Source organism: Collinsella sp. Sow4_E3, from assembly GCF_052116285.1.
Lineage (GTDB): Bacteria > Actinomycetota > Coriobacteriia > Coriobacteriales > Coriobacteriaceae > Collinsella.
The window spans coordinates 44,223-62,897 of record NZ_JBQKLJ010000007.1 but is presented as its reverse complement, the minus strand read 5'-3'; the positions used below and the strand labels follow the sequence as shown (position 1 = coordinate 62,897).

Annotated in this window: 21 protein-coding genes; 10 read left to right on the top strand and 11 right to left on the bottom strand. The window is 55.6% G+C overall.

Annotated elements, in window-relative coordinates:
- The first annotated feature begins 190 nt into the window (after window positions 1-190).
- From ACTQ48_RS05985 to ACTQ48_RS05955, 7 genes are all read left to right on the top strand, one after another.
- Window positions 191-352, top strand: coding sequence for a hypothetical protein (locus tag ACTQ48_RS05985; RefSeq protein ID WP_441570365.1), 162 nt, complete (start codon window positions 191-193; stop codon window positions 350-352).
- A 149-nt stretch (window positions 353-501) separates the two neighbouring features.
- A complete protein-coding gene (locus tag ACTQ48_RS05980; RefSeq protein WP_427726787.1) occupies window positions 502-1,206 on the top strand; it encodes a CDP-alcohol phosphatidyltransferase family protein in 705 nt (234 codons plus the stop codon).
- 66 nt (window positions 1,207-1,272) lie between these two features.
- Window positions 1,273-1,707: an FHA domain-containing protein gene (locus ACTQ48_RS05975; protein ID WP_195838557.1), complete on the top strand. Its 435-nt coding sequence runs from the start codon at window positions 1,273-1,275 to the stop codon at window positions 1,705-1,707.
- Between the two features lie 3 nt (window positions 1,708-1,710).
- A complete protein-coding gene (gene ftsR / locus ACTQ48_RS05970) occupies window positions 1,711-2,595 on the top strand; it encodes a transcriptional regulator FtsR (RefSeq protein ID WP_441570364.1) in 885 nt (294 codons plus the stop codon).
- A gap of 38 nt (window positions 2,596-2,633) precedes the next feature.
- Window positions 2,634-3,164 (top strand): adenine phosphoribosyltransferase, encoded by a 531-nt coding sequence (locus ACTQ48_RS05965; protein WP_195838556.1) that lies wholly within the window; start codon window positions 2,634-2,636, stop codon window positions 3,162-3,164.
- A gap of 32 nt (window positions 3,165-3,196) precedes the next feature.
- Entirely contained in the window at window positions 3,197-4,318 is a 1,122-nt protein-coding gene (locus ACTQ48_RS05960; RefSeq protein WP_441048408.1) for a coiled-coil domain-containing protein, read from the top strand.
- A gap of 178 nt (window positions 4,319-4,496) precedes the next feature.
- Window positions 4,497-5,363 (top strand): DegV family protein, encoded by an 867-nt coding sequence (locus tag ACTQ48_RS05955; protein ID WP_441570363.1) that lies wholly within the window; start codon window positions 4,497-4,499, stop codon window positions 5,361-5,363.
- A 73-nt stretch (window positions 5,364-5,436) separates the two neighbouring features.
- Here the strand turns inward: ACTQ48_RS05955 and ACTQ48_RS05950 are convergent, their stop codons facing one another.
- Together ACTQ48_RS05950 and ACTQ48_RS05945 are read right to left on the bottom strand one after the other, a co-directional pair.
- Window positions 5,437-6,048, bottom strand: coding sequence for a DUF1836 domain-containing protein (locus tag ACTQ48_RS05950; protein ID WP_427726793.1), 612 nt, complete (start codon window positions 6,046-6,048; stop codon window positions 5,437-5,439).
- A gap of 154 nt (window positions 6,049-6,202) precedes the next feature.
- Entirely contained in the window at window positions 6,203-7,141 is a 939-nt protein-coding gene (locus ACTQ48_RS05945; protein ID WP_441055692.1) for an NAD(P)/FAD-dependent oxidoreductase, read from the bottom strand.
- Window positions 7,142-7,258: 117 nt separating this feature from the next.
- On the opposite strand from ACTQ48_RS05945, the gene ACTQ48_RS05940 reads away from it, so the two are divergent.
- Entirely contained in the window at window positions 7,259-8,560 is a 1,302-nt protein-coding gene (locus ACTQ48_RS05940) for an MGDG synthase family glycosyltransferase (RefSeq protein WP_441570362.1), read from the top strand.
- Window positions 8,561-9,033: 473 nt separating this feature from the next.
- On the opposite strand, the gene dut is transcribed toward ACTQ48_RS05940, so the two are convergent.
- The 3 genes from dut to ACTQ48_RS05925 are packed head-to-tail and all read right to left on the bottom strand — an operon-like array spanning window position 9,034 to window position 10,426.
- Window positions 9,034-9,477 (bottom strand): dUTP diphosphatase, encoded by a 444-nt coding sequence (gene dut, locus ACTQ48_RS05935; RefSeq protein WP_427717456.1) that lies wholly within the window; start codon window positions 9,475-9,477, stop codon window positions 9,034-9,036.
- A 4-nt stretch (window positions 9,478-9,481) separates the two neighbouring features.
- Complete coding sequence (gene nrdR, locus ACTQ48_RS05930; RefSeq protein WP_427717459.1) at window positions 9,482-9,925, bottom strand: transcriptional regulator NrdR; 444 nt, start codon at window positions 9,923-9,925, stop codon at window positions 9,482-9,484.
- 51 nt (window positions 9,926-9,976) lie between these two features.
- Window positions 9,977-10,426, bottom strand: coding sequence for a LysM peptidoglycan-binding domain-containing protein (locus ACTQ48_RS05925; protein WP_427717462.1), 450 nt, complete (start codon window positions 10,424-10,426; stop codon window positions 9,977-9,979).
- Between the two features lie 163 nt (window positions 10,427-10,589).
- On the opposite strand from ACTQ48_RS05925, the gene lexA reads away from it, so the two are divergent.
- Together lexA and ACTQ48_RS05915 are read left to right on the top strand one after the other, a co-directional pair.
- Window positions 10,590-11,234 (top strand): transcriptional repressor LexA, encoded by a 645-nt coding sequence (gene lexA / locus ACTQ48_RS05920; protein ID WP_427717464.1) that lies wholly within the window; start codon window positions 10,590-10,592, stop codon window positions 11,232-11,234.
- Window positions 11,234-11,938, top strand: a complete 705-nt coding sequence (locus ACTQ48_RS05915) for a heparan-alpha-glucosaminide N-acetyltransferase (protein ID WP_441570361.1) — start codon at window positions 11,234-11,236, stop codon at window positions 11,936-11,938. Before lexA ends, ACTQ48_RS05915 begins: the two co-directional genes overlap by 1 nt.
- Here ACTQ48_RS05915 and hflX read toward each other — a convergent pair.
- The 6 genes from hflX to rny form a co-directional block, all read right to left on the bottom strand.
- Complete coding sequence (gene hflX, locus ACTQ48_RS05910) at window positions 11,923-13,212, bottom strand: GTPase HflX (RefSeq protein ID WP_441570360.1); 1,290 nt, start codon at window positions 13,210-13,212, stop codon at window positions 11,923-11,925. The genes ACTQ48_RS05915 and hflX overlap by 16 nt on opposite strands.
- Window positions 13,212-14,150, bottom strand: a complete 939-nt coding sequence (gene miaA, locus ACTQ48_RS05905; RefSeq protein WP_441570359.1) for a tRNA (adenosine(37)-N6)-dimethylallyltransferase MiaA — start codon at window positions 14,148-14,150, stop codon at window positions 13,212-13,214. The genes hflX and miaA overlap by 1 nt, the downstream gene beginning before the upstream one ends.
- Entirely contained in the window at window positions 14,150-15,520 is a 1,371-nt protein-coding gene (gene miaB, locus ACTQ48_RS05900) for a tRNA (N6-isopentenyl adenosine(37)-C2)-methylthiotransferase MiaB (RefSeq protein WP_427717472.1), read from the bottom strand. Before miaB ends, miaA begins: the two co-directional genes overlap by 1 nt.
- A gap of 64 nt (window positions 15,521-15,584) precedes the next feature.
- Entirely contained in the window at window positions 15,585-15,902 is a 318-nt protein-coding gene (locus tag ACTQ48_RS05895; RefSeq protein ID WP_118079896.1) for a stage V sporulation protein S, read from the bottom strand.
- 74 nt (window positions 15,903-15,976) lie between these two features.
- Window positions 15,977-17,062, bottom strand: a complete 1,086-nt coding sequence (locus tag ACTQ48_RS05890) for an ATP-binding protein (RefSeq protein WP_441570358.1) — start codon at window positions 17,060-17,062, stop codon at window positions 15,977-15,979.
- Window position 17,063: 1 nt separating this feature from the next.
- A complete protein-coding gene (gene rny, locus ACTQ48_RS05885) occupies window positions 17,064-18,617 on the bottom strand; it encodes a ribonuclease Y (RefSeq protein ID WP_427795682.1) in 1,554 nt (517 codons plus the stop codon).
- Window positions 18,618-18,675 lie beyond the last annotated feature (58 nt).

The window sequence follows — 18,675 nt, the reverse complement described above, 5'->3', positions numbered from 1 at the left end:
AACGGTGTCGGTCTATCACCACAATGAAACCCTTGCAGTATCAAGAGGGGAGGTGCTGGCGGGTGGAACCAAAAGGTGAACGCCGCCCTGGCGTGAGCGGCGTTCGATGTGGTTTTACCCACCTTGGTAGCTATTCACCAGGAGGGCATTGCGACCTCCGGTCGCCTTTGCTGTATCCCCTTGTGTGCCCATGTACAAAGGGAAGCATCGCTATTCTGCGCCGGTGCTCGACGAGCGCGTGCGCTGGGCGCTCATCAGCGGCTACCTCTACGGCGTGCGCGACGCGCTGCTCACCCTCAACAATAACTGTAGCTGCAACTACCAACATAGCCCTCGCGGCTACTTCCTGTGAGAGTTTTTTGTTAAAGCAACGGCGCGAGAGTCCTCGTGGCACCCAGCAGCGTCCTCCATATGTCTGGACTCTCTATGCTCGCGCTGGATAGACATCGCCAGAACGGGTATAGTATCGAGAGTTTTGTCGTTTACCAGCGGGGGAGTCCTGTGGGCATCAAAAAGAAGATCAAAAAGGAGCTTATCGGCACCTCCGATTACCCGTCGAATAAGATTTTCACGATCTCCAATTTCATTACCTTCACGCGCCTGATCCTCACGCTGGTCTTCCTGTACCTGTTTGTGACGGACAACAACCGTGTCGTCGCCATTGTCATCTATGCCATCGCGGCCTCCACCGACTGGATGGACGGTCAGATTGCCCGCATGACTAAAACGGTCTCGTGGCTCGGCAAGGTTATGGATCCCATCTGCGACCGTGCGCTGCTATTTACGGGCGTTTTAGGCCTCGTGGTTCGCGGCGAGCTTCCCATCTGGGTCTGCGTGCTCATCATCGGTCGCGATATCTACCTGGGCATCGGCACGCTCATCGTGCGCCACTACCACCGCCGCCCCATCGACGTAGTGTTTCCCGGCAAGATTGCAACGGCGCTGCTCATGACCGGCTTCTCGCTCATGCTGCTGGGCTTTCCCACCGTGGACGGCTGGCATCTGCTGCCCGCCACGTTCACGGCCTTCCCGGGCCTCAACGGCAGTTCGGTACCGCTCGGCATCTTCTTTGTGTATGGCGGCGTCATCTTCTCCATGCTCACCGCTGTCATCTATTCCATTAAGGGTGGAGCGGCCATTAAACAGGCTGTCGCGCATCCAGAGGACGAAGACGTCGACTTTCTTAACCCCGAAATCGAAGACTAAGCCATTGGGGTATTATTACGTACAGTTCATTCTTTGCGGCATGTCCGCGTTAAGTTAGGGGTTGTCATGGACAACATGGTTAACAATATGCCTCAAAACGATAAGACTGCCGACGCAACCTGCGTCTTCCGTGTGCCTTCGAGCGACGTTACCGTCCCCGATCTTATGGCGAACGTTCGCATCACTGCCCCCGTTCTGTCTATTGTCAAAGGGCCGCAGACCGGTGCTGCCTTTGAACTCGAGGATGATGTGACCACCATTGGCCGCGATCCGGCAAATGGCATTTTCCTCAATGACATGACCGTATCGCGTAGCCACGCACGCATTATTCGCGAGGGTCTGGCTGCTCGCATCGAGGACTTAGGCTCGCTCAACGGCACGTGGGTTGACGGCGCTATCGTCAATGCCGCCCCGCTGCACGACGGATCTTCCGTCCAGATCGGTACGTTCACGCTCATCTACCACGAGAGCACGCCGGAGCGCATCGAAACCGGTGAGTAGGGCATGGCCGAACGCAACTATCTGAGTATCGGCCAGGTCGTCAATTTACTTCGAGGCGCATACCCCGATCTTTCGAACTCAAAAATTAGATTTCTAGAAGATGAGGGGCTCATCACCCCTCATCGTACGCCTAAGGGGTATCGCCAATACTCCAAGGAGGACGTTGACCGTCTAGAGGTCATTCTGCACCTGCAGAAAACTCGCTACATGCCGCTCAACGTGATCAAGCAACGTCTGGAAAACGCTACAGATCTCTCCACGCTTGCCTACGAGGTGGGTCTGCTGTCCGATGTTCCGCTCAAGACGGAACCAAAGGAAACCAAGCAAAAGCTGCACCCCATCGAGACCATTCCGGATATGTTGGGCGTCGAGATCTCGTTTATTCGCTCCTTGGCCGAAAACGACCTTATTCGCATTATCAAGAGTCCGCAGAACCGCGAGCTCGTCGACGGGCGCGATTTTCCGATTATCCGCTACTGTTCTGAGCTGTCACGCTTTCATATCGAGCCGCGAAACCTTCGTCAGTACGTATCATCCGCCAACCGCGAGTCTTCGATGTTCGAGCAAGTGCTCGTGAGCATGCTTGGCATGGACACCTCCGATGACGAACGCGATGCCAAGCTCGAACGCGCGTTTAAGAAGTTACATGACCTCACCGAGGGCGTGCATACTGCGCTGCTCAAGAACCGCGTGTTTGAGTCACTCAACGCCGTAGTCGAGGACGCCGATATCGATGCCCTCGATGAGGAGATCGCACGCTCCGAATCAACCAAAGCCAAAAGCGAAGAGGCATCTGTCTCCGCGGTCCCCGTGCGCGAGGAATCCCTCGTGCAGCCGCTTAAGGTTGTCGCCCCCTCGCACACCGGCACCGCCAGCGCGGACAAATAAACGCTTCTACAAACCAGCCTCCCATGAAAGGTCACACCATGTACGACTTCGAATCTCACATCGTCGACATCCCCGACTATCCCGAGCCCGGAGTCGTCTTTAAGGACATCACGCCGCTCTTTAGCAATCCCGAAGCGCTTAAAGCCATGGTCGACGCGCTAGCGGAGCATTTCTCCGGCATGGGCATCACTAAGGTTGTAGGACCCGAGGCTCGCGGTTTTATGGTAGGCGTGCCTGTTGCCGTGGCACTCGGCGCCGGCTTTGTTCCTGCACGTAAACCGGGAAAACTGCCACGTAAGACCGTTAGCCAGGAATACGAGCTCGAGTATGGAACCGATTCGATTGAGATTCACGTCGATGCCATCAGCTCTAAAGATACCGTGTTGATTCTTGACGACTTGGTCGCGACAGGCGGAACCGTTGAGGCAACAGGTAAACTAGTGCGAGATATGGGCGCAAAGCTCGTAGGTTATGGTTGTATCCTTGAGCTTGCGTTTCTTAATCCGCGCAAGAAGCTCACGCCTTCTAACGAGGACGTTGAGCTCTTTAGCCTGGTAACGGTGGACTAGCCGCTACCCTTAGATACCGGAAAGGAAGCTCCATGCGCACAGCAAACACGCACAAAAACATGGCACGCTGCGCTGCTACGGCAACCCTCGCTTGTGTTTTGGGCTTGGGCCTCGCGGCTCCTGCCTATGCCGATACCGCGTCCGATCTTGCCGCTGCTCGTACCAAACTCGAGCAGATCGGTACGCAAACCCAGCAAATTCATGAAGAACTCTCCGCTCAGACGCAGGAGCTTGATCAGACTGCAGGCGAGATCACGCAAAAGCAGCAAGAGATTGCCGAGGGTCAGGCAAAGCTTTCGAGCTACGTTGCCGGTGAGTACAAGACCGGCGGTCTGAGTCTCCTTCAGGTTCTGACGGGCGTCGACGATCTGGGCGATATGCTCAACCGTTTGTTCTACTACGGCAAGGTTTCCGACAAGCAGGCCCAGACCATTCAGGAGGTCAAGAACCTTAAGCAGCAGCTCACCGATAAGCAGGCCGAGCAGGAGAAGAACGTCGCCGCGACGCAGAAGAAGGTCGACGAACTCAACGCCCAGCAGGCTGAGGCCCAGAGTGTCGTGAACTCCCTGGATTCACAGCTGCAGGCCGAGCTTGCTGCCGAGGCCGAGGCGAACGCCGCGCTGCAGGCTGGCATAAATGCCAGCACCGCCGAAAAGGCCACGGTGAGCAACGACACCGCCGGTACGACCGAGAACACCAACAATGGTGGCGGTACGACCAACAACGGCGGCGGCAACACGCCTGCGCCCGCGCCCGCTCCTGCTCCCACGCCGCAGCCCTCGACGCCCGCCCCGGCACCGGCCCCTTCCGCGCCGAGCCAGTCCGTTGACGGCGGCAGCGTTGTCTCTCGCGCTTATAGCAAGCTTGGTTGCGCTTATTCCTGGGGCGGTATTGGCCCGAACAGCTTTGACTGCTCCGGCTTTGTAAGCTACTGTCTCACCGGTCGCTACTGCCGCCTGGGCACTACCGGCACCTTCATGGGTTGGCCCCGTGTTTCTGATCCTCAGCCGGGCGACGTCGTTGTTAACTCTTACCACACCGGCATATACATTGGTAACGGCCAGATGATCCATGCTTCCGACTACAGCACGGGCGTTATCATCAGCTCCGTTGCCGCTGGCATGAACAACAATTATATTTTCGTTCGCTATTAAGTGTTTTTAACTCAGCTAACGAAAGTGGACCTCGTATCCTTTGGGAGCGAGGTCCTTTGTTTTATCTCGACCGCCCATTTTGTGTGTAAACTACAATCTAGTTTTGAATACTAGATATGCGCAGCATCTATCCAAAAGATAGCTATAATTGTTGAGGAACAACTAGAAAGGACCCTCAATGAGCTGGGCACTCATCTCAGATTCGAGCTGCAATCTTCGCGATTGGCAACCAACCGCACCTCATACCACCTTTGCATTTGCACCCCTTAAGATCCGAGTGGGGGAGCGTGAATTTGTCGACGATCTCTCGCTCGATGTTCACGAGCTTAATGTTGCCATTCAATCGGAATCCAGCGCATCATCGAGCTCCTGCCCAAGCGTAGGGGAGTGGGCTGAGCTCTTTAAGCTCGCCGACAAGACGATCTGCATGCCCATCTCCGAGGGCGTCTCGGGAAGCTACAATGCCGCGGCCACCGCGCGTGACATGGTGCTTGCCGAAGAGCCAAATCGTAAGATTTACCTGGTTAATTCGCGCGCAGCAGGCGGAAAGATGGACCTGATCTTCTTACTGTTTGACCGTTATCTAGCAAGTAAACCGGATGCCTCCTTTGAGGAAGCCTGCGCCTACTTCGATAGCTTGGAGCAGAACAGCAAGATCCTCTTTAGTTTATGCAATTACGAAAACCTTGCGAAGGCCGGACGTATCCCCAAGGCGGCCGGTGTTATTGCCAACAAGCTCAACATCCGCATTTTGGGCACGGCGAGCGAAGCGGGCGAAATTGAACTCGTTGGGCATACGCGTGGCGAAAAGAAGATGCTCACCAAGATTGTCAACACCATGGAGGCCGAGGGTTTCACGGGCGGCGAGGTCATCATCGATCACGTTGAGAACGAAGCTGGAGCCCAGGCGCTTGCCGACCGCATTGTGGAGCACTGGCCAGGCTCCAAGACTATCATCATGCCCTGCAACGGCCTAGATTCCTATTACGCCGAGATGCATGGTCTCATCATCGGCTACGGCATGGGCATGGCTTCGGGCCAATAAAGCTCAACCAAGCAAAAACGCGGGCGGGACAAAGTGACTGATGGCTCTTTATCCCGCCCGCGTTATACGTCGCCTAGCTATTAAACCCATTGAACTTGAGGTAGCTCATCAGGTACGCCTTCGATACAAAAGACGAAACCGCACTGCGTACGAGCAGCGATTCGCGCGTAACCTGATGTGCGGTATCGGGCACGGGAGTCTGCTCAAGGGAAAAAGCCGCACGAATCGATGCCTCAAGTTGATCGACTACATAATCGAAGGCCGTCGGAGCGTCGTAGCTCAAGCGCTGAATATTAAAGAGCGCCTGAACCGCAGCGATGGGCAGCACCTGCTTAAAGATACAAATGGCGATGAGACGCGCAATCTGCTCACGGCCATACTGCTTTTTAACCGGAGCAGGAACGAGGCCGACCTTTACGTAGTTATTGATCATCGAAGGCGTGATAACGGGCTGCTCTACGCAAATCGAAAGCGGCTCCATCCACAGCGCAACATATTCAATAACCTGATCGCGATAGAGCGTTACGTTGGGCAGCTGGTCATAGCGTGGCAGGCTCAACGCATTGAGTTTACCCACCATATCGGACTGAATAAATGCATCCGGCAGCACCGTCGGCTGAATATCCTCCGGCTTAATGCTGACCGATGTATCGGACATCGGGATAACATGTTTGACGTGGTTCATAAGAGACCTCCGTTCGTTATCTATATTGTATTCTAGAATATCTAGTTTTGCATACCACATAGCCGCTAAGTAAAAGTGGTTGGACAGCACATTGACGCACCGTCCAACCACTTTGTATATAGATAGTAACCTTACATAAGATATATTATCGTACTTATCCTCGTAAGAAGGCGTATGCGCTGGTAGCCGCTATGGCTCCGTCCGAAACGGCGGTCACAACCTGGCGTAAACGCTTGGAACGGATATCGCCGGCAGCAAACAAGCCCGGCGTGCGCGTGGCCATCGAGTCGTCGGTAACGATACCGCCGTCAGGCGCCAGATCCACCAGATGCTGTACTAGCTCGGTATGGGGCTGTGTTCCGGCAAAGACAAAGATGCCAAACGAACCTGGATCGAAGGACTCGGAATAGGTATCGCCAGTGGCGTTGTCCTTAAACGTGATAGTTGTAGGCATGGCCTCGCCCGATAGCTCCACAATACTAGTTTGGTACCTAACCGAAATATTATCTTTAGCGAGCACCTTTTGAACCACGCCATCGGGAGCACGGAACTGATCGCGGCGCAAGACGATGGTCACGCTGCTGGCAATTTCTGATAAGAACAGGGCTTCCTCGCAGGCAGCATTACCGCCGCCAATGACAAAGACCTGTTTGCCACGAAAGAACATGCCGTCGCACGTCGCACAATACGAAACACCGCGACCGCGATACGTATCCTCGCCGATAAAGCCAGCAGAGCGCGGCGTGGCGCCCATGCAAGCGATAACGCTTGAGGCCACCGTGTCGCCCGTATCGTGATGCACCGTAAACAGCGCCGCATCCGCATCGTAATCGATACCCGTAACCATGCTCCATGCAACCTGTGCTCCCAGGCCCTCTGCATGTTGCTGAAAACGCTCGCCGAGTTCGGCACCGCTCAAGAGCGGAATGCCCGGATAGTTTTCGACCTCATTGGTTGTGGCGATCTGTCCTCCCGACATGCCTTGCTCGATCACGGTCGTCGTTAGATTGGATCGCGCAGCATAAATGGCTGCAGCATAGCCCGCTGGGCCGCCGCCGATAATCGCAACATCGATCGGCTGATTGGTAGTCATGGAGTGTCCTCTCATCGAAACATTGGCGTTCTTTGCGCTCATACCCAAATTTAGGAGAACATGACAGTCATGCACTACAATGATTCTTTGCGAAACAACGATGAAGGGGAGTTATCGATGGATCAAACGCAGATGGGCAACGACGCTCCCCTGCCCACGCAAAGCGCCCCCCAATCGGGACAATTGATGCCGTCACCCGCACAAAAGCCCTTAGTGACCATTGTCCACGCATCGGTTGGTTCGGGACACAAAGCGGCAGCCAATGCTATCGCACAAGCATTCGAGCTTATACGCGGCACCAAGGGCATACCGCAGGATGTCGAGATTGAGGTCTTGGATATCCTCGATTTTGGACGCATAAAATTCGACGGCAACAAAACGGCCGCATCGTTTACCGGCGCCACGCGCCCAATTTATGACTTGACCTGGCGATATACCCTTACCGGACACCTGCTTTGGGGCGGCGGCACGGCGTGGTCGCGCATTATGTTTCCCGCATTTAACGAATACGTTCGCACTCGTAGGCCTATTGCCGTGGTCGCCACACATATCACGGCAGCCAACGTTGCGGTTGGTGCGCGCGTCATTACGGGCATCGACTATCCCGTAATTTGCGTGCCGACCGATTACGAAGTCGAGGGCTGGTGGCCCCATAAGGACACTGACTTATTCTGCGTGGCAAACGAGTTTATGGCCGAGACGCTCCGCCCACGCAAGGTTCCCGAGGCAAAGATACGCATTACGGGCATCCCTATTCGCGCTGGATTTGACACGGATTACAATCGTGAGGAAGAACTCGAGAAGTTCAATCTCCCTACCGACAAGACCATTGTGCTGGTAATGGCCGGCGCCAGTTTGCCTCAACCGTACGTTCGCTTTCGCGCGGCGATGGACCAAACCCTCCCCTTCCTCCGTAGCTTCGAGGACATGCACTTTGTCTTTTTGCCGGGCAAGGACACGGAATACGCCACGCGCCTGAAAAGGCTCTTCGAAGCCATGAAACTCGAAAACGTCACGGTCCTTGACTATGTCGATGACATGGCAGCGCTCATGCACGGCTGCGATCTGGCAATTCTCAAATCGGGCGGACTCACTGTTACCGAATGCCTGTGTGCACACCTGCCGATGATTCTGCTGGGCAAGTCCTATGGCCAGGAAAAGGCCAACACCACCATGCTCACCGACTTGGGCGCCAGCATGCATGTCACCACCGCACGCGAGCTCATTGTGACGCTACGCCATCTCCACGATCATCCCGAGTCGCTCAAGGCACTGCTCATCAATGGCGAAGTGCTACGCCGTCCACACGCGGCCGAGGACATCGCCATCGCAACTATGGAGCTTGCAGGCAAGCCCCAAAAGCGCAAACGAGCCTTCTGCCGCTTCTACTGGGGCGGAAAACCCGCGCATATCCGCTAGTGTTGGACTGTCCGCCGTGGCGCAGGCCGCCCACACATATCATTCCATGCTCAAACATTCTCGCTTCGCTTCGCTCGCTGCGAAACTGCGCGTGGAACGATATGTGTGGGCGGCCTGCGCCACGGCTATACGTACGCACTAGCAGCCATATCGGTTACCCTACTAAAAGCAGCGAAGGGGAACTCGAAAACAAGAAAACAAGTAATCAAAGTAATCCGATCTAACAAAGGAGCCGTCTCTTTGTCAGATCGGATTACTTATTAGACACAGCTTCTAGATGCAGCATTCGGCTTCAGATGGGAAGCCATAACCGATTGCGAGCATGTAAACGTAGCTCGCCCCTGAGAGGCCCCTATATATCGTCCCGCGCGCAGTTTCGCAGCGCAGCGAGAATGTTTGAGCACGGGATGATATATAGGGGCCTCCCAGGGGCGAGCGGTCATTACGATGCCCATTTTCAACGAAGAAATGGGCTAAGCCACACCAGAAGAACCGAAACCGCCGGCTCCTCGGTCCGTTTCGTCTAGTTCGTCTACCTCCACGAGATTGACCGTGGGAACTTCTTGGATGACGAGTTGAGCGATTCGGTCACCCTTGTTGATCTGGATTTCATTGGATGGATCCAAGTTGATAAGGATGACTTTGAGTTCTCCTCGGTAGTGGGCGTCGATGAGGCCAGGAGTGTTGACTATAGACAGACCCTGCTTAATAGCCAGGCCACTGCGAGGCTGAACGAAGCCAGCGTATCCATCGGGCAGTGCGATCGCAAGACCAGTAGAGACCAAGCGTCGCTCGAAGGGCTTAAGGGTACAGTCCTCATTGGCACGGAGGTCCAAACCGGCATCTGTGGGATGGGCGTATTTGGGAAGCTCGATCGTAGGGTCGAGACGCTTAATGTTGACTGTAATGTTGGACATAAAATCACCTTAGCTTGTCGAGCTCTTGCAAAAACTCATCGATGTCTTTGAAATCGCGATAGACCGAGGCAAAGCGAATGTAGGCCACCTTGTCGATCTTGGCCAAGCGCTTAAGCACCATGTCGCCCAGGTCGTGGGACGTAACAGCCGTCAGCGTACGGGAACGCAGCTCCACCTCGATGTCATCGATGAGCTCATTGAGCTTTTTCGTGTCGATGTCGCGCTTAATCGTAGCGCGCATTAAGCCGACCAGCAGCTTATTGCGATCGAACCGCTGCCTTGACCCGTCAGATTTGATGACCTCGATGGGGTCTTCGCATCGCTCGAATGTTGTGAAGCGATAGTTGCACGAACAACATTCACGACGGCGTTTAATGGTGTTATTAGATTCCTGCATACGGGAATCGACAACACGGGTATGTGCATTGCCGCATCTGGGACAGCGCATGGTACCTCCTCCAAAACGATAACAAGGGTACCATGTGCCGGAGTTTAAATCTTACGAACGCGCAGGAACTTTAAGAACGTCACCCGCATCGAGTGATCCATGCTCCAGATGATTGACACTGCGAATTATGTCAGAAGTCTCCTGCGTAGAAAGACCGTCAACGGAATGCTCCTGAGCAAGCGACCACAAGGAATCGCCAGACTGAACACGGACGGTCTCATAGGTAACGTTAGATGCCGACTCGGCATATGCGGCGTGACGAGCGCTGAAGATCGAGGTAGCAAGTACAAAGAAGAGCGTGAGCGCAACGGCCAGGGCGACAATCGTCGAGGCCTTCAGAGCAACGGGGGCCGAAGTCGTGGCGACGCACTGGCTGCGGACGGGCTTGCCAGGCAGTGTTTGAAAACCAGATCGGCCGCCTTTGACAACCGTGAAAGCCGGCGCCGCAGGCGTCTCGAGCTTAAGGGCGAGGTTTCCCTGGACCATATCCGTTGCATTCATCATGTTCTCCTCTCGCGTTTTTTGACGAGAACTGTTTTATCAAGCCGCGAGGACAAAAAAGTCTAGCGCGGGAACGAGTGTTCGGTTATTATTATCTTCGAACAGTTGTTCCTGTCAAGCAAACATAGAACATTTGTTTGGGTTAGGTAGAGAGGAATCCCTGATGGCTCGCAAAATTACCAAGCGACAGCAGCAGATTTACGACTTCATCAAGGAGTATCAGCAGGAAAAGGGCTATCCGCCCAGCGTGCGTGAGATGGCTTCGGCTGTGGGTCTTTCCTCCCCTAGCACCGTACATGCACATCTCTCCGCACTGGAAGCACGCGGCCTGCTCAAACGTGACGCCACCAAGCCTCGTGCCCTAGAGCTCTTTGACGAGGACGGAGCCTCCGTCTCCATCTCAAAGTCCGATGAGCCCACGGCACCCCGCGGAACCGTATCGCTACCCCTCGTGGGCCGTGTCGCCGCGGGGATCCCCATCCTTGCCGAGCAGAATATCGAGGACACCTTTACCATCCCGACCGAGATCGCAACGGACCAGGGGTCTTTTATCCTCGAGGTCCACGGCAATTCGATGATTAACGTCGGTATCCTTAACGGCGACTATATCATCGTTCGCGAACAGAAGAGTGCCATGAATGGCGAGATCGTTGTGGCCATGATCGATGGCTCCGCAACGGTCAAAACGTTCTACAAGGAGCAGGGACGAGTTCGCTTGCAGCCCGAAAACGACACCATGGAGCCCATCTATGCGACAAATCCGACAATCCTGGGCAAGGTTGTTGGATTGATGCGCCGGTTCTCGTAATGCAAAACCGCATCACGGTCTTTGATACCATTCGCGGATTTACCATGCTGTCGATGGCAGGATTTCATGCTTGCTACGATCTTGCCTATCTTTATGGTTGGGATATGCCCTGGTTTACTCAGACCATCTTCCAAGACATCTGGCGTGCCAGCATCAGTTGGGTATTTTTGTTTATTGCCGGCTGGATGTGCACCCTCTCGCGCAACAACATCAAGCGTGCCGTCAAATATGCCGCTGCCGCTTTTGTTGTATGGGTCGCGACGGCGCTCGTCTCAGTCGATGACTCAGTGAACTTCGGCATCATGTTCTGCATGGCGGCCTGCACCGCCATTGTCGCGCTCGCGCGTCCGGTGATCGTTAAAGTGCCGTCGGTATGGGGTATAGCAATTTGCCTCACACTTTTTACCCTTACCTGGAGCATTCCTAAAACGGTTTATCCTATCCCCTATTTAGCTTGGCTGGGTTTCCCAAGTCCAGACTTTGTCTCTGGTGATTACTATCCAGTCATACCATTCTTATTTATGTACCTTGCAGGCTTCTTTGCCGCCCACACGACTCAGGAAGCAAACTATGAGGCGCCGGGATGGGCCTATGCGAATCCCATCCCGGCGCTCGCAAGTCTCGGGCGCCATGCGCTGCCGTTCTACCTGCTGCATCAACCGGTTATCTTGGGTGTACTGGAGCTGATTTACTCTGTTCGATAACGCTCGAGACGCGGTGCGATACGGGCTGGAAGCTTTGCCACAATACGAACGCCGTCCTCGAGGTATTCCTCGTGCAGAAGGGTTCCCTGTTCGTGCACAAGCGTGATTAACGCACCCTCTCGATACGGGATATCGGCCGAGAGCAACACGTCCGTGGCGGCCGCCTCACGAGCGATGCGGTCGACTAAGTCATCAAGGCCCTCACCCGTCTGAGCCGAGAACAATACCGCCTCGGGATAGCGCCGGCGAAAGCTCAAGCGGTCGACGCTATCGAGCAGATCGATTTTATTGAACACGGTAAGCGTCAGGCGCTCACCGGCACCAATCTCGTCAAGGACACGATCAACCGCCTCAAGCTGACGCTCGTAATCCTCATCGGAAGCATCCACAACTTTAAGAACCAAATCGGCGCCGAGCACCTCGGAAAGCGTAGATTTAAACGCGTCGACCAGGCCATGGGGCAGCTTTTGAATAAAGCCAACGGTATCAGTGATCGTCATGCCACGGCCACCGGGTAAACGATACGAACGCGTCGTAGGATCGAGCGTGGCAAACAGCTTATCCTGCGAAAGTACCGTGGATCCCGTCAATCGATTAAGCAACGTCGACTTACCGGCATTGGTGTAGCCAGCCAACGCTACGCGAAACGCCAGCGATTCAATACGGCTTTTCGATTGCACATCACGACGTTGTTCAACCTGTTTCAATTCGCGGCGAAGAGCTGCGATCTTATCGCGAATCAGGCGACGGTCGACCTCGAGCTGGCTTTCGCCCTGGCCAAAACGCGATCCAATGCCGCCACGCGTCTGTTCCTTAGCAAGGTGGCTCCACATACCTCGCAGACGGGGCAGCAGATACTGCAACTGAGCCAGCTGCACCTGTAAGCGACCCTCACGCGTCTGAGCATGCAGGCCAAAGATATCCAAAATCAACGCCGTACGGTCAATAATCTTGACCGGTTCGCCCACGGCTTTCTCAAGATATGACTGCTGTGAAGGAGTCAAGTCGTCGTCGAAGATTACAACATCCGCATCCATACGATGCACCAAACCGCATAGCTCCTCGACCTTACCGGAGCCGATAAACGATTTGGGATAAGGTTTGACCAGACGCTGAGACAAGCGTGCCACGCATTGGGCTCCAGCAGTGTGAGCCAAGCGCTCGAGCTCGTCGAGCGAACGGTCGAGCGGCCAGGCGTTATCGCGCCACTCAACACCAACCAAGACGGCACGCTCAGGTTCAGGTGCCGTGGGAACCAAGGGAAAACGTGCCATTAGGCAGCCTCGATACGACGGTAGATATCATCGACGACCTCATCGATCGTAAACTCATCCATATCGAACCACACGATGCGATCGTCACGCTTAAACCAGGAAAGTTGGCGCTTGGCATAGCGACGTGAGCGCATCTTGATAAGCTCGCGGGCCTCATCCATGGTAATAGCGCCTCGCAAGGCATCAATAATCTCTTTGTAACCGATTGCCTGCATCGACGTGAGTGCATCACCCAGGCCCTGGTCCATAAGGCCACGGACCTCATCAACCAGCCCCTGCTCAAACATAAGGTCGACACGCAGGTTAATGCGCTCATACAGCACTGCACGGCTACGCGTCAGACCAAACCACAAGGCATGATAACGCTCATGCGGAACGCTGAATTTAGACTTCTGCTGGGCATACGACACACCGTCATCGTGCATCTCGAGCGCACGGATCACGCGGCGCACGTTATGGGGATGAATCACGGCAGCCGATTCCGGATCACGCTCGGCAAGCAGGGCATGCATAGCTTTCTCGCCAATACGCTCGGCAAGCTCCTGATAACCCGTGCGACGTTCGTCCTCGAGCTCTCCCGAAGGAAAGTCCATTTCATCGAGTGCAGCCTTAAGATATAAGCCCGTGCCGCCGCAAAAGACCGGAAGCCGTTGCTCACCAAGCAAACGCTCGATATGCGCCCGGGCATCAGACTGATAGAGCGCAGCAGAATACGCGACGCCCGGGTCCACGATATCGACAAGGCGTAGGGGCACCGAGCACTCCTCGGGCATCATCTTGGCCGTACCGATATCCATACCGCGATAGATTTGCATCGCGTCACACGATAACACTTCAGACGACAGACGAGAGGCCAGGCGGTCGGCAACATCACTCTTGCCGACCGCCGTCGGACCGACGATCGCTACGGCAGAAAGGTTTGTGCCGGGGGAAACCATTAGCGAGGCTCACCCACAACGGAGCCAGACAGATACCACGTCTTGGCGACATCCACATCGACGTCGACGATTTTGCCGATAAGCTGATCGATGCTATAGCCAGCGGGAATCGGCGCATGAACTGTCTGGTTCTTAGGACTTTTACCAAGAAGGACAGCGTCGTTTTTCTTGCTCGTGCCCTCAATAAGCGCAGGCACCACGGTGTGAAGCTCGCCCTGGTTATACTCGTATGCCGTCGTCTCGATAACCTTGACCAGACGGTTAAAGCGCTCAAGAATAACCTCATGCGGGGTGGGATCATAAATCTCAGCTGCCGGGGTACCGGCGCGCTTGGAGTAAATAAACGTGTAGGCCTGGGCATAGCGCACCGTCTCGGCAAGCGAGAGCGTCTGCTCAAAGTCTTCCTCGGTCTCGCCCGGGAAGCCCACGATGATGTCGGTCGAAAGCGCAATTTCGGGCATACGGTTACGAATGCGATCGACCAGGCCCAGATAATCCTCGCGCGTGTACCGACGATTCATCTCTTTAAGGATGCGCGTGGAACCCGACTGAACGGCTAGGTGAAGCTGCGGCATAACGGCAGGTGTCTCGGCCATAGCATCGATGGTCTCGGGAAGCAAATCCTTGGGGTGCGAAGAAGTAAAGAAGATACGCTCGACGCCCGTATCACCCACGGCGCGCAGCAGGTCGGCAAAGCGCGGCTTGCCAAAGAGATCGCGACCGTAGGAGTTAACGTTTTGTCCCAGCAGCGTAATCTCGCGCACACCCTGACGCACCAGACCCGTCACCTCATCGACAATCTCCTCGAAGGGGCGGCTCTTCTCGCGACCACGGACGTACGGCACGATGCAGTACGTGCAGAAGTTGTTGCAGCCCGTCATGATGGGCACCCATGCATGATACTGCGTCTCGCGATGCCACGGCATACTCATGGCGTCCGTATCTTCATGCTCATTCGTGCGGATATGGCGCTTGCCATCCATAAACGCCTCGGCGATAAGCTCCGCCACGTGCGCAATCGAATGCGTACCAAAAATAACGTTGACGTTATCGACGTTGGTGAGCAAGCCCTCGCCATCGCGCTGAGCGATGCAACCACCCACGGCGACCACACGCTTGCCCGAGGGAGAAGGAGGAAGACTCTTGCAGGAATTGCACTGACCATACAGGCGCGTATCGGCAGCCTCGCGCACACAGCACGTCATGAATACGACAATATCGGCATGCTCCGGATCGAGCGCCATAAGACAGCCATAGGAATCGAGCAAACCGCTCACGCGCTCGGAGTCGTGCTGATTCATCTGGCAGCCGAATGTGCGGATAAAATAGGTTTTACCGGCAAGAATATCGCGTACGAAGCGCTGGTCCATGAGCTTACATCCTAACGATGATATCGACGGGGCACAAAGGTGCTACAAACGTGCGAAAACTCGCTTACGCAACAGGCTTAACGTCGTCCATGACGACATTGTCCATAGCAGCCCGATTAATCTGGTGAACGTAGATAGAGAGACGGATTGCCGTGCGAGACTCCCCGTTAATGAGGATGTCAGAGAACACCGGCGCACAAGAGACATCAAAGCCAGTCGGAATCAAAAAACCTCGCGCAATGGCAACGGCCTTTATGGCCTGGTTGACGGCGCCGGCACCGACGCACTGAATGTTGACGGGAACGCCATCTTTGACCATACCGGCAATGGCGCCGGCAACGGACGCGGGCGATGATTTGCTTGATACCTTCAGGCAATCCATGAAGAAACTCCTGCGTTTAAAAGTACGTTTTAACTGCAATAACTGTATCGTACCGAGCGGACTCGGTAAAGATGCTACTCCTCTTTGGCAAGATCGAACGTCACGGTGATGCGATCACGTGAAACGCGAATCTTAGGGTCGCCGCACAGATTGAGGTAATACCGGGCGGCGAGGTCATTGAAGTCGCGCTCGACAGCACGCGAAAACTGTGCCATGTCATCCTTGGCAATGCGGAGGCCTCGACGGTCCTTGGCAAGATCGACTGGAGCCGGCAAATGCGAGGTGGAATCGCGCTCGCGCAGCAAACGCGCACACACGCCACGAACGGGCTTAATCTGTCCTGAGAGGATACGGTGGGCAGTACGCTCGGACATTTCGAGACCCAGCCCGGAGCAAATCCGGATAAAGTCCTCGGCATCCGAGGCAAGACCTAAACGATCGATAACCGGAAGCTCACACTCGTCATCGATAAAGAGCAGGCGTGACGTATCGAGACGACTGGAAGCCTGGGCATACAGGGTCGCAGCGATCTCGGACGGAGAGCCCAGATACACGTCGCAGTCGCGCAGCTCCTCAAGGGCAAACTCGCAGGCTGCGCGAATGATATTGTGAGGACCACGAGCGCATACATAGCGGCCGTCTTCGTCTTTAACCGCCTGAGGCCAGCTCGACTGGTCGGCGCGCTCAGCCAAGCGATCGGTATCAACGCACACCTTAAACGCTGAGCCCAAATCGACGCCCGATGTAACAACGCGTGCCTCATCGGTGTTCTGCTTGATAGAGAACAGCGCCATACCACGACCGTGAACACCCCAACGGTCCATCTTCATGCTCTCGAGCTTGGAGGTGACACGGGCATCAAAGATACGCTCCTGCATATCCTGCGGCACACCCGAACCGTTATCCAGGAAGAGGAGGGTACGAACACCCTCCTCCTTGGTCGTGGCTAGATAGACCTTATCGGCTCCGGCATCGCGAGCATTACGCAGCATCTCGATGACAATGTCCTCTACATGCTGAATGTCATGCTTGGCCTGACGCCGCTCGGCCTCCGAAACGCGGAGGCGGACATACCCCTCGCCAAGTTTTTCCTCGACGCGAAGGTTGCCCTCCCCCGACATCGACGCGATAAATGAGATGAGCTCGTTCGCGTCGTTCATGTTATTTAGCGATATCGACGGCACGGCTCTCGCGAATCACGACAACGCGCACCTGACCGGGATACTCCATCTCTTCCTCGATCTGATGGGCGATATCGTGCGCAAGCACCGTGGACTGGGCATCGGAAATCTTGTCCGGCTGAACCATGACATGGACCTCGCGACCGGCCTGCATAGCATAGGTACGCTCGACGCCGTCATGAGAGTTGGCAATCTCCTCGAGCTTCTCAAGGCGCTTGATGTAGCTCTCGGCCGACTCGCGACGGGCGCCGGGACGAGAAGCGGAAACAGCATCGGCAGCCTGGACCAGAACGTCGAGCACCGTGTTGGGGTCGACATCGGCATGATGGGCCTCGATTGCGTGGACGATAACGGGCTTCTCGCCATAACGGCGGGCAAGCTCGGCACCAATCACAGCATGCGGACCCTCAACGTCGTGGTCGATGGCCTTGCCCAGGTCATGCAAAAGACCCGCGCGCTTGGCGGTCACAACATCCAGACCAAGCTCGGAGGCCATGATGCCGCACAGGTCGGAGACCTCAAGCGAGTGCTGTAGCACGTTCTGACCAAACGAGGTGCGGTAGCGCAGAGCGCCCAGGGTTTTGACGATCTCGGGATGCAGGTCGTGGATTCCGGTATCGAAGGCGGCCTGCTCGCCGGCTTCGAGCACACGCTGCTGAACCAACTCAGCGGCCTTGTGGTACATCTCCTCGATGCGGGCGGGGTGAATACGACCGTCGGCAATGAGGTTCTCGAGCGCCACGCGGGCGGTCTCACGACGGACCGGATCAAAGCTCGAAAGCACGACAGTCTCGGGGGTGTCGTCGATCACAAGGTTGACGCCGGAAACCTGCTCGAAAGTACGGATGTTACGACCCTCGCGACCGATGATGCGGCCCTTAAGGTCATCGGAGGGAATATGAACGGACGTGACGGTGACCTCGGCGGTATGGTCGGCGGCACAGCGCTGGATCGCCAGGGAGAGAATCTCCTGAGCGGTCTTGTGGCACTCGGCGCGGACCTGTTGCTCGGACTCACGGATGATGGTGGCCGCCTCATGGGTAACCTCGCCGCGGACCTTGTCGAGCAGCTCCTTGTGAGCATCCTCGCGCGTAAGGTCGGCAATACGCTCGAGCTCGGAGGTCTGCTTGGCGCAAAGCTCCTCAAGTTCGCGAGAGCGCTTCTCGACCTGACCGGCCTGGCTGGACAGCTGATGCTCGCGTTTATCGAGCGCATCGTTGCGTCGGTCGAGCGATTCCTCGCGCTGCATCACGCGATTTTCGAGCGCGCGAATCTCGCTCTTACGCTGCTTGTCCTCGGCCTCGGCGGCCTGTTTGTTCTTGATGATCTCTTCCTTAGCCTCGAGCAGAGCCTCTTTTTTGAGGGTCTCGGCCTGACGCTTAGCATCACCGATCAGGGACTCTGCCTGCGCGTGTGCCGACTGAATCTTTTCTTCGGCCTCGTGAAGACTACCCTGCTTGGCGGTGCGCATGTAGGCAATGGCGACGATGGCACCCAAAACAATGCCAACGAGCGCTGCAATGATAGGCGGCATGCTCACTCCTTTTTATGGATTCGTTACACAACAAAGCGAACCGTCCATACGAACGGCT

What these genes read in the sequence shown, in the direction of transcription:
- ACTQ48_RS05985 (WP_441570365.1), top strand. Translation starts at nt 191, where the DNA reads ATGTACAAAGGGAAGCATCGCTATTCTGCGCCGGTGCTCGACGAGCGC.
- ACTQ48_RS05975 (WP_195838557.1), top strand. Translation starts at nt 1,273, where the DNA reads ATGGACAACATGGTTAACAATATGCCTCAAAACGATAAGACTGCCGAC.
- ftsR (WP_441570364.1), top strand. Translation starts at nt 1,711, where the DNA reads ATGGCCGAACGCAACTATCTGAGTATCGGCCAGGTCGTCAATTTACTT.
- ACTQ48_RS05965 (WP_195838556.1), top strand. Translation starts at nt 2,634, where the DNA reads ATGTACGACTTCGAATCTCACATCGTCGACATCCCCGACTATCCCGAG.
- ACTQ48_RS05960 (WP_441048408.1), top strand. Translation starts at nt 3,197, where the DNA reads ATGCGCACAGCAAACACGCACAAAAACATGGCACGCTGCGCTGCTACG.
- ACTQ48_RS05955 (WP_441570363.1), top strand. Translation starts at nt 4,497, where the DNA reads ATGAGCTGGGCACTCATCTCAGATTCGAGCTGCAATCTTCGCGATTGG.
- ACTQ48_RS05950 (WP_427726793.1), bottom strand. Translation starts at nt 6,048, where the DNA reads ATGAACCACGTCAAACATGTTATCCCGATGTCCGATACATCGGTCAGC.
- ACTQ48_RS05945 (WP_441055692.1), bottom strand. Translation starts at nt 7,141, where the DNA reads ATGACTACCAATCAGCCGATCGATGTTGCGATTATCGGCGGCGGCCCA.
- ACTQ48_RS05940 (WP_441570362.1), top strand. Translation starts at nt 7,259, where the DNA reads ATGGATCAAACGCAGATGGGCAACGACGCTCCCCTGCCCACGCAAAGC.
- dut (WP_427717456.1), bottom strand. Translation starts at nt 9,477, where the DNA reads ATGTCCAACATTACAGTCAACATTAAGCGTCTCGACCCTACGATCGAG.
- nrdR (WP_427717459.1), bottom strand. Translation starts at nt 9,925, where the DNA reads ATGCGCTGTCCCAGATGCGGCAATGCACATACCCGTGTTGTCGATTCC.
- ACTQ48_RS05925 (WP_427717462.1), bottom strand. Translation starts at nt 10,426, where the DNA reads ATGAATGCAACGGATATGGTCCAGGGAAACCTCGCCCTTAAGCTCGAG.
- lexA (WP_427717464.1), top strand. Translation starts at nt 10,590, where the DNA reads ATGGCTCGCAAAATTACCAAGCGACAGCAGCAGATTTACGACTTCATC.
- ACTQ48_RS05915 (WP_441570361.1), top strand. Translation starts at nt 11,234, where the DNA reads ATGCAAAACCGCATCACGGTCTTTGATACCATTCGCGGATTTACCATG.
- hflX (WP_441570360.1), bottom strand. Translation starts at nt 13,212, where the DNA reads ATGGCACGTTTTCCCTTGGTTCCCACGGCACCTGAACCTGAGCGTGCC.
- miaA (WP_441570359.1), bottom strand. Translation starts at nt 14,150, where the DNA reads ATGGTTTCCCCCGGCACAAACCTTTCTGCCGTAGCGATCGTCGGTCCG.
- miaB (WP_427717472.1), bottom strand. Translation starts at nt 15,520, where the DNA reads ATGGACCAGCGCTTCGTACGCGATATTCTTGCCGGTAAAACCTATTTT.
- ACTQ48_RS05895 (WP_118079896.1), bottom strand. Translation starts at nt 15,902, where the DNA reads ATGGATTGCCTGAAGGTATCAAGCAAATCATCGCCCGCGTCCGTTGCC.
- ACTQ48_RS05890 (WP_441570358.1), bottom strand. Translation starts at nt 17,062, where the DNA reads ATGAACGACGCGAACGAGCTCATCTCATTTATCGCGTCGATGTCGGGG.
- rny (WP_427795682.1), bottom strand. Translation starts at nt 18,617, where the DNA reads ATGCCGCCTATCATTGCAGCGCTCGTTGGCATTGTTTTGGGTGCCATC.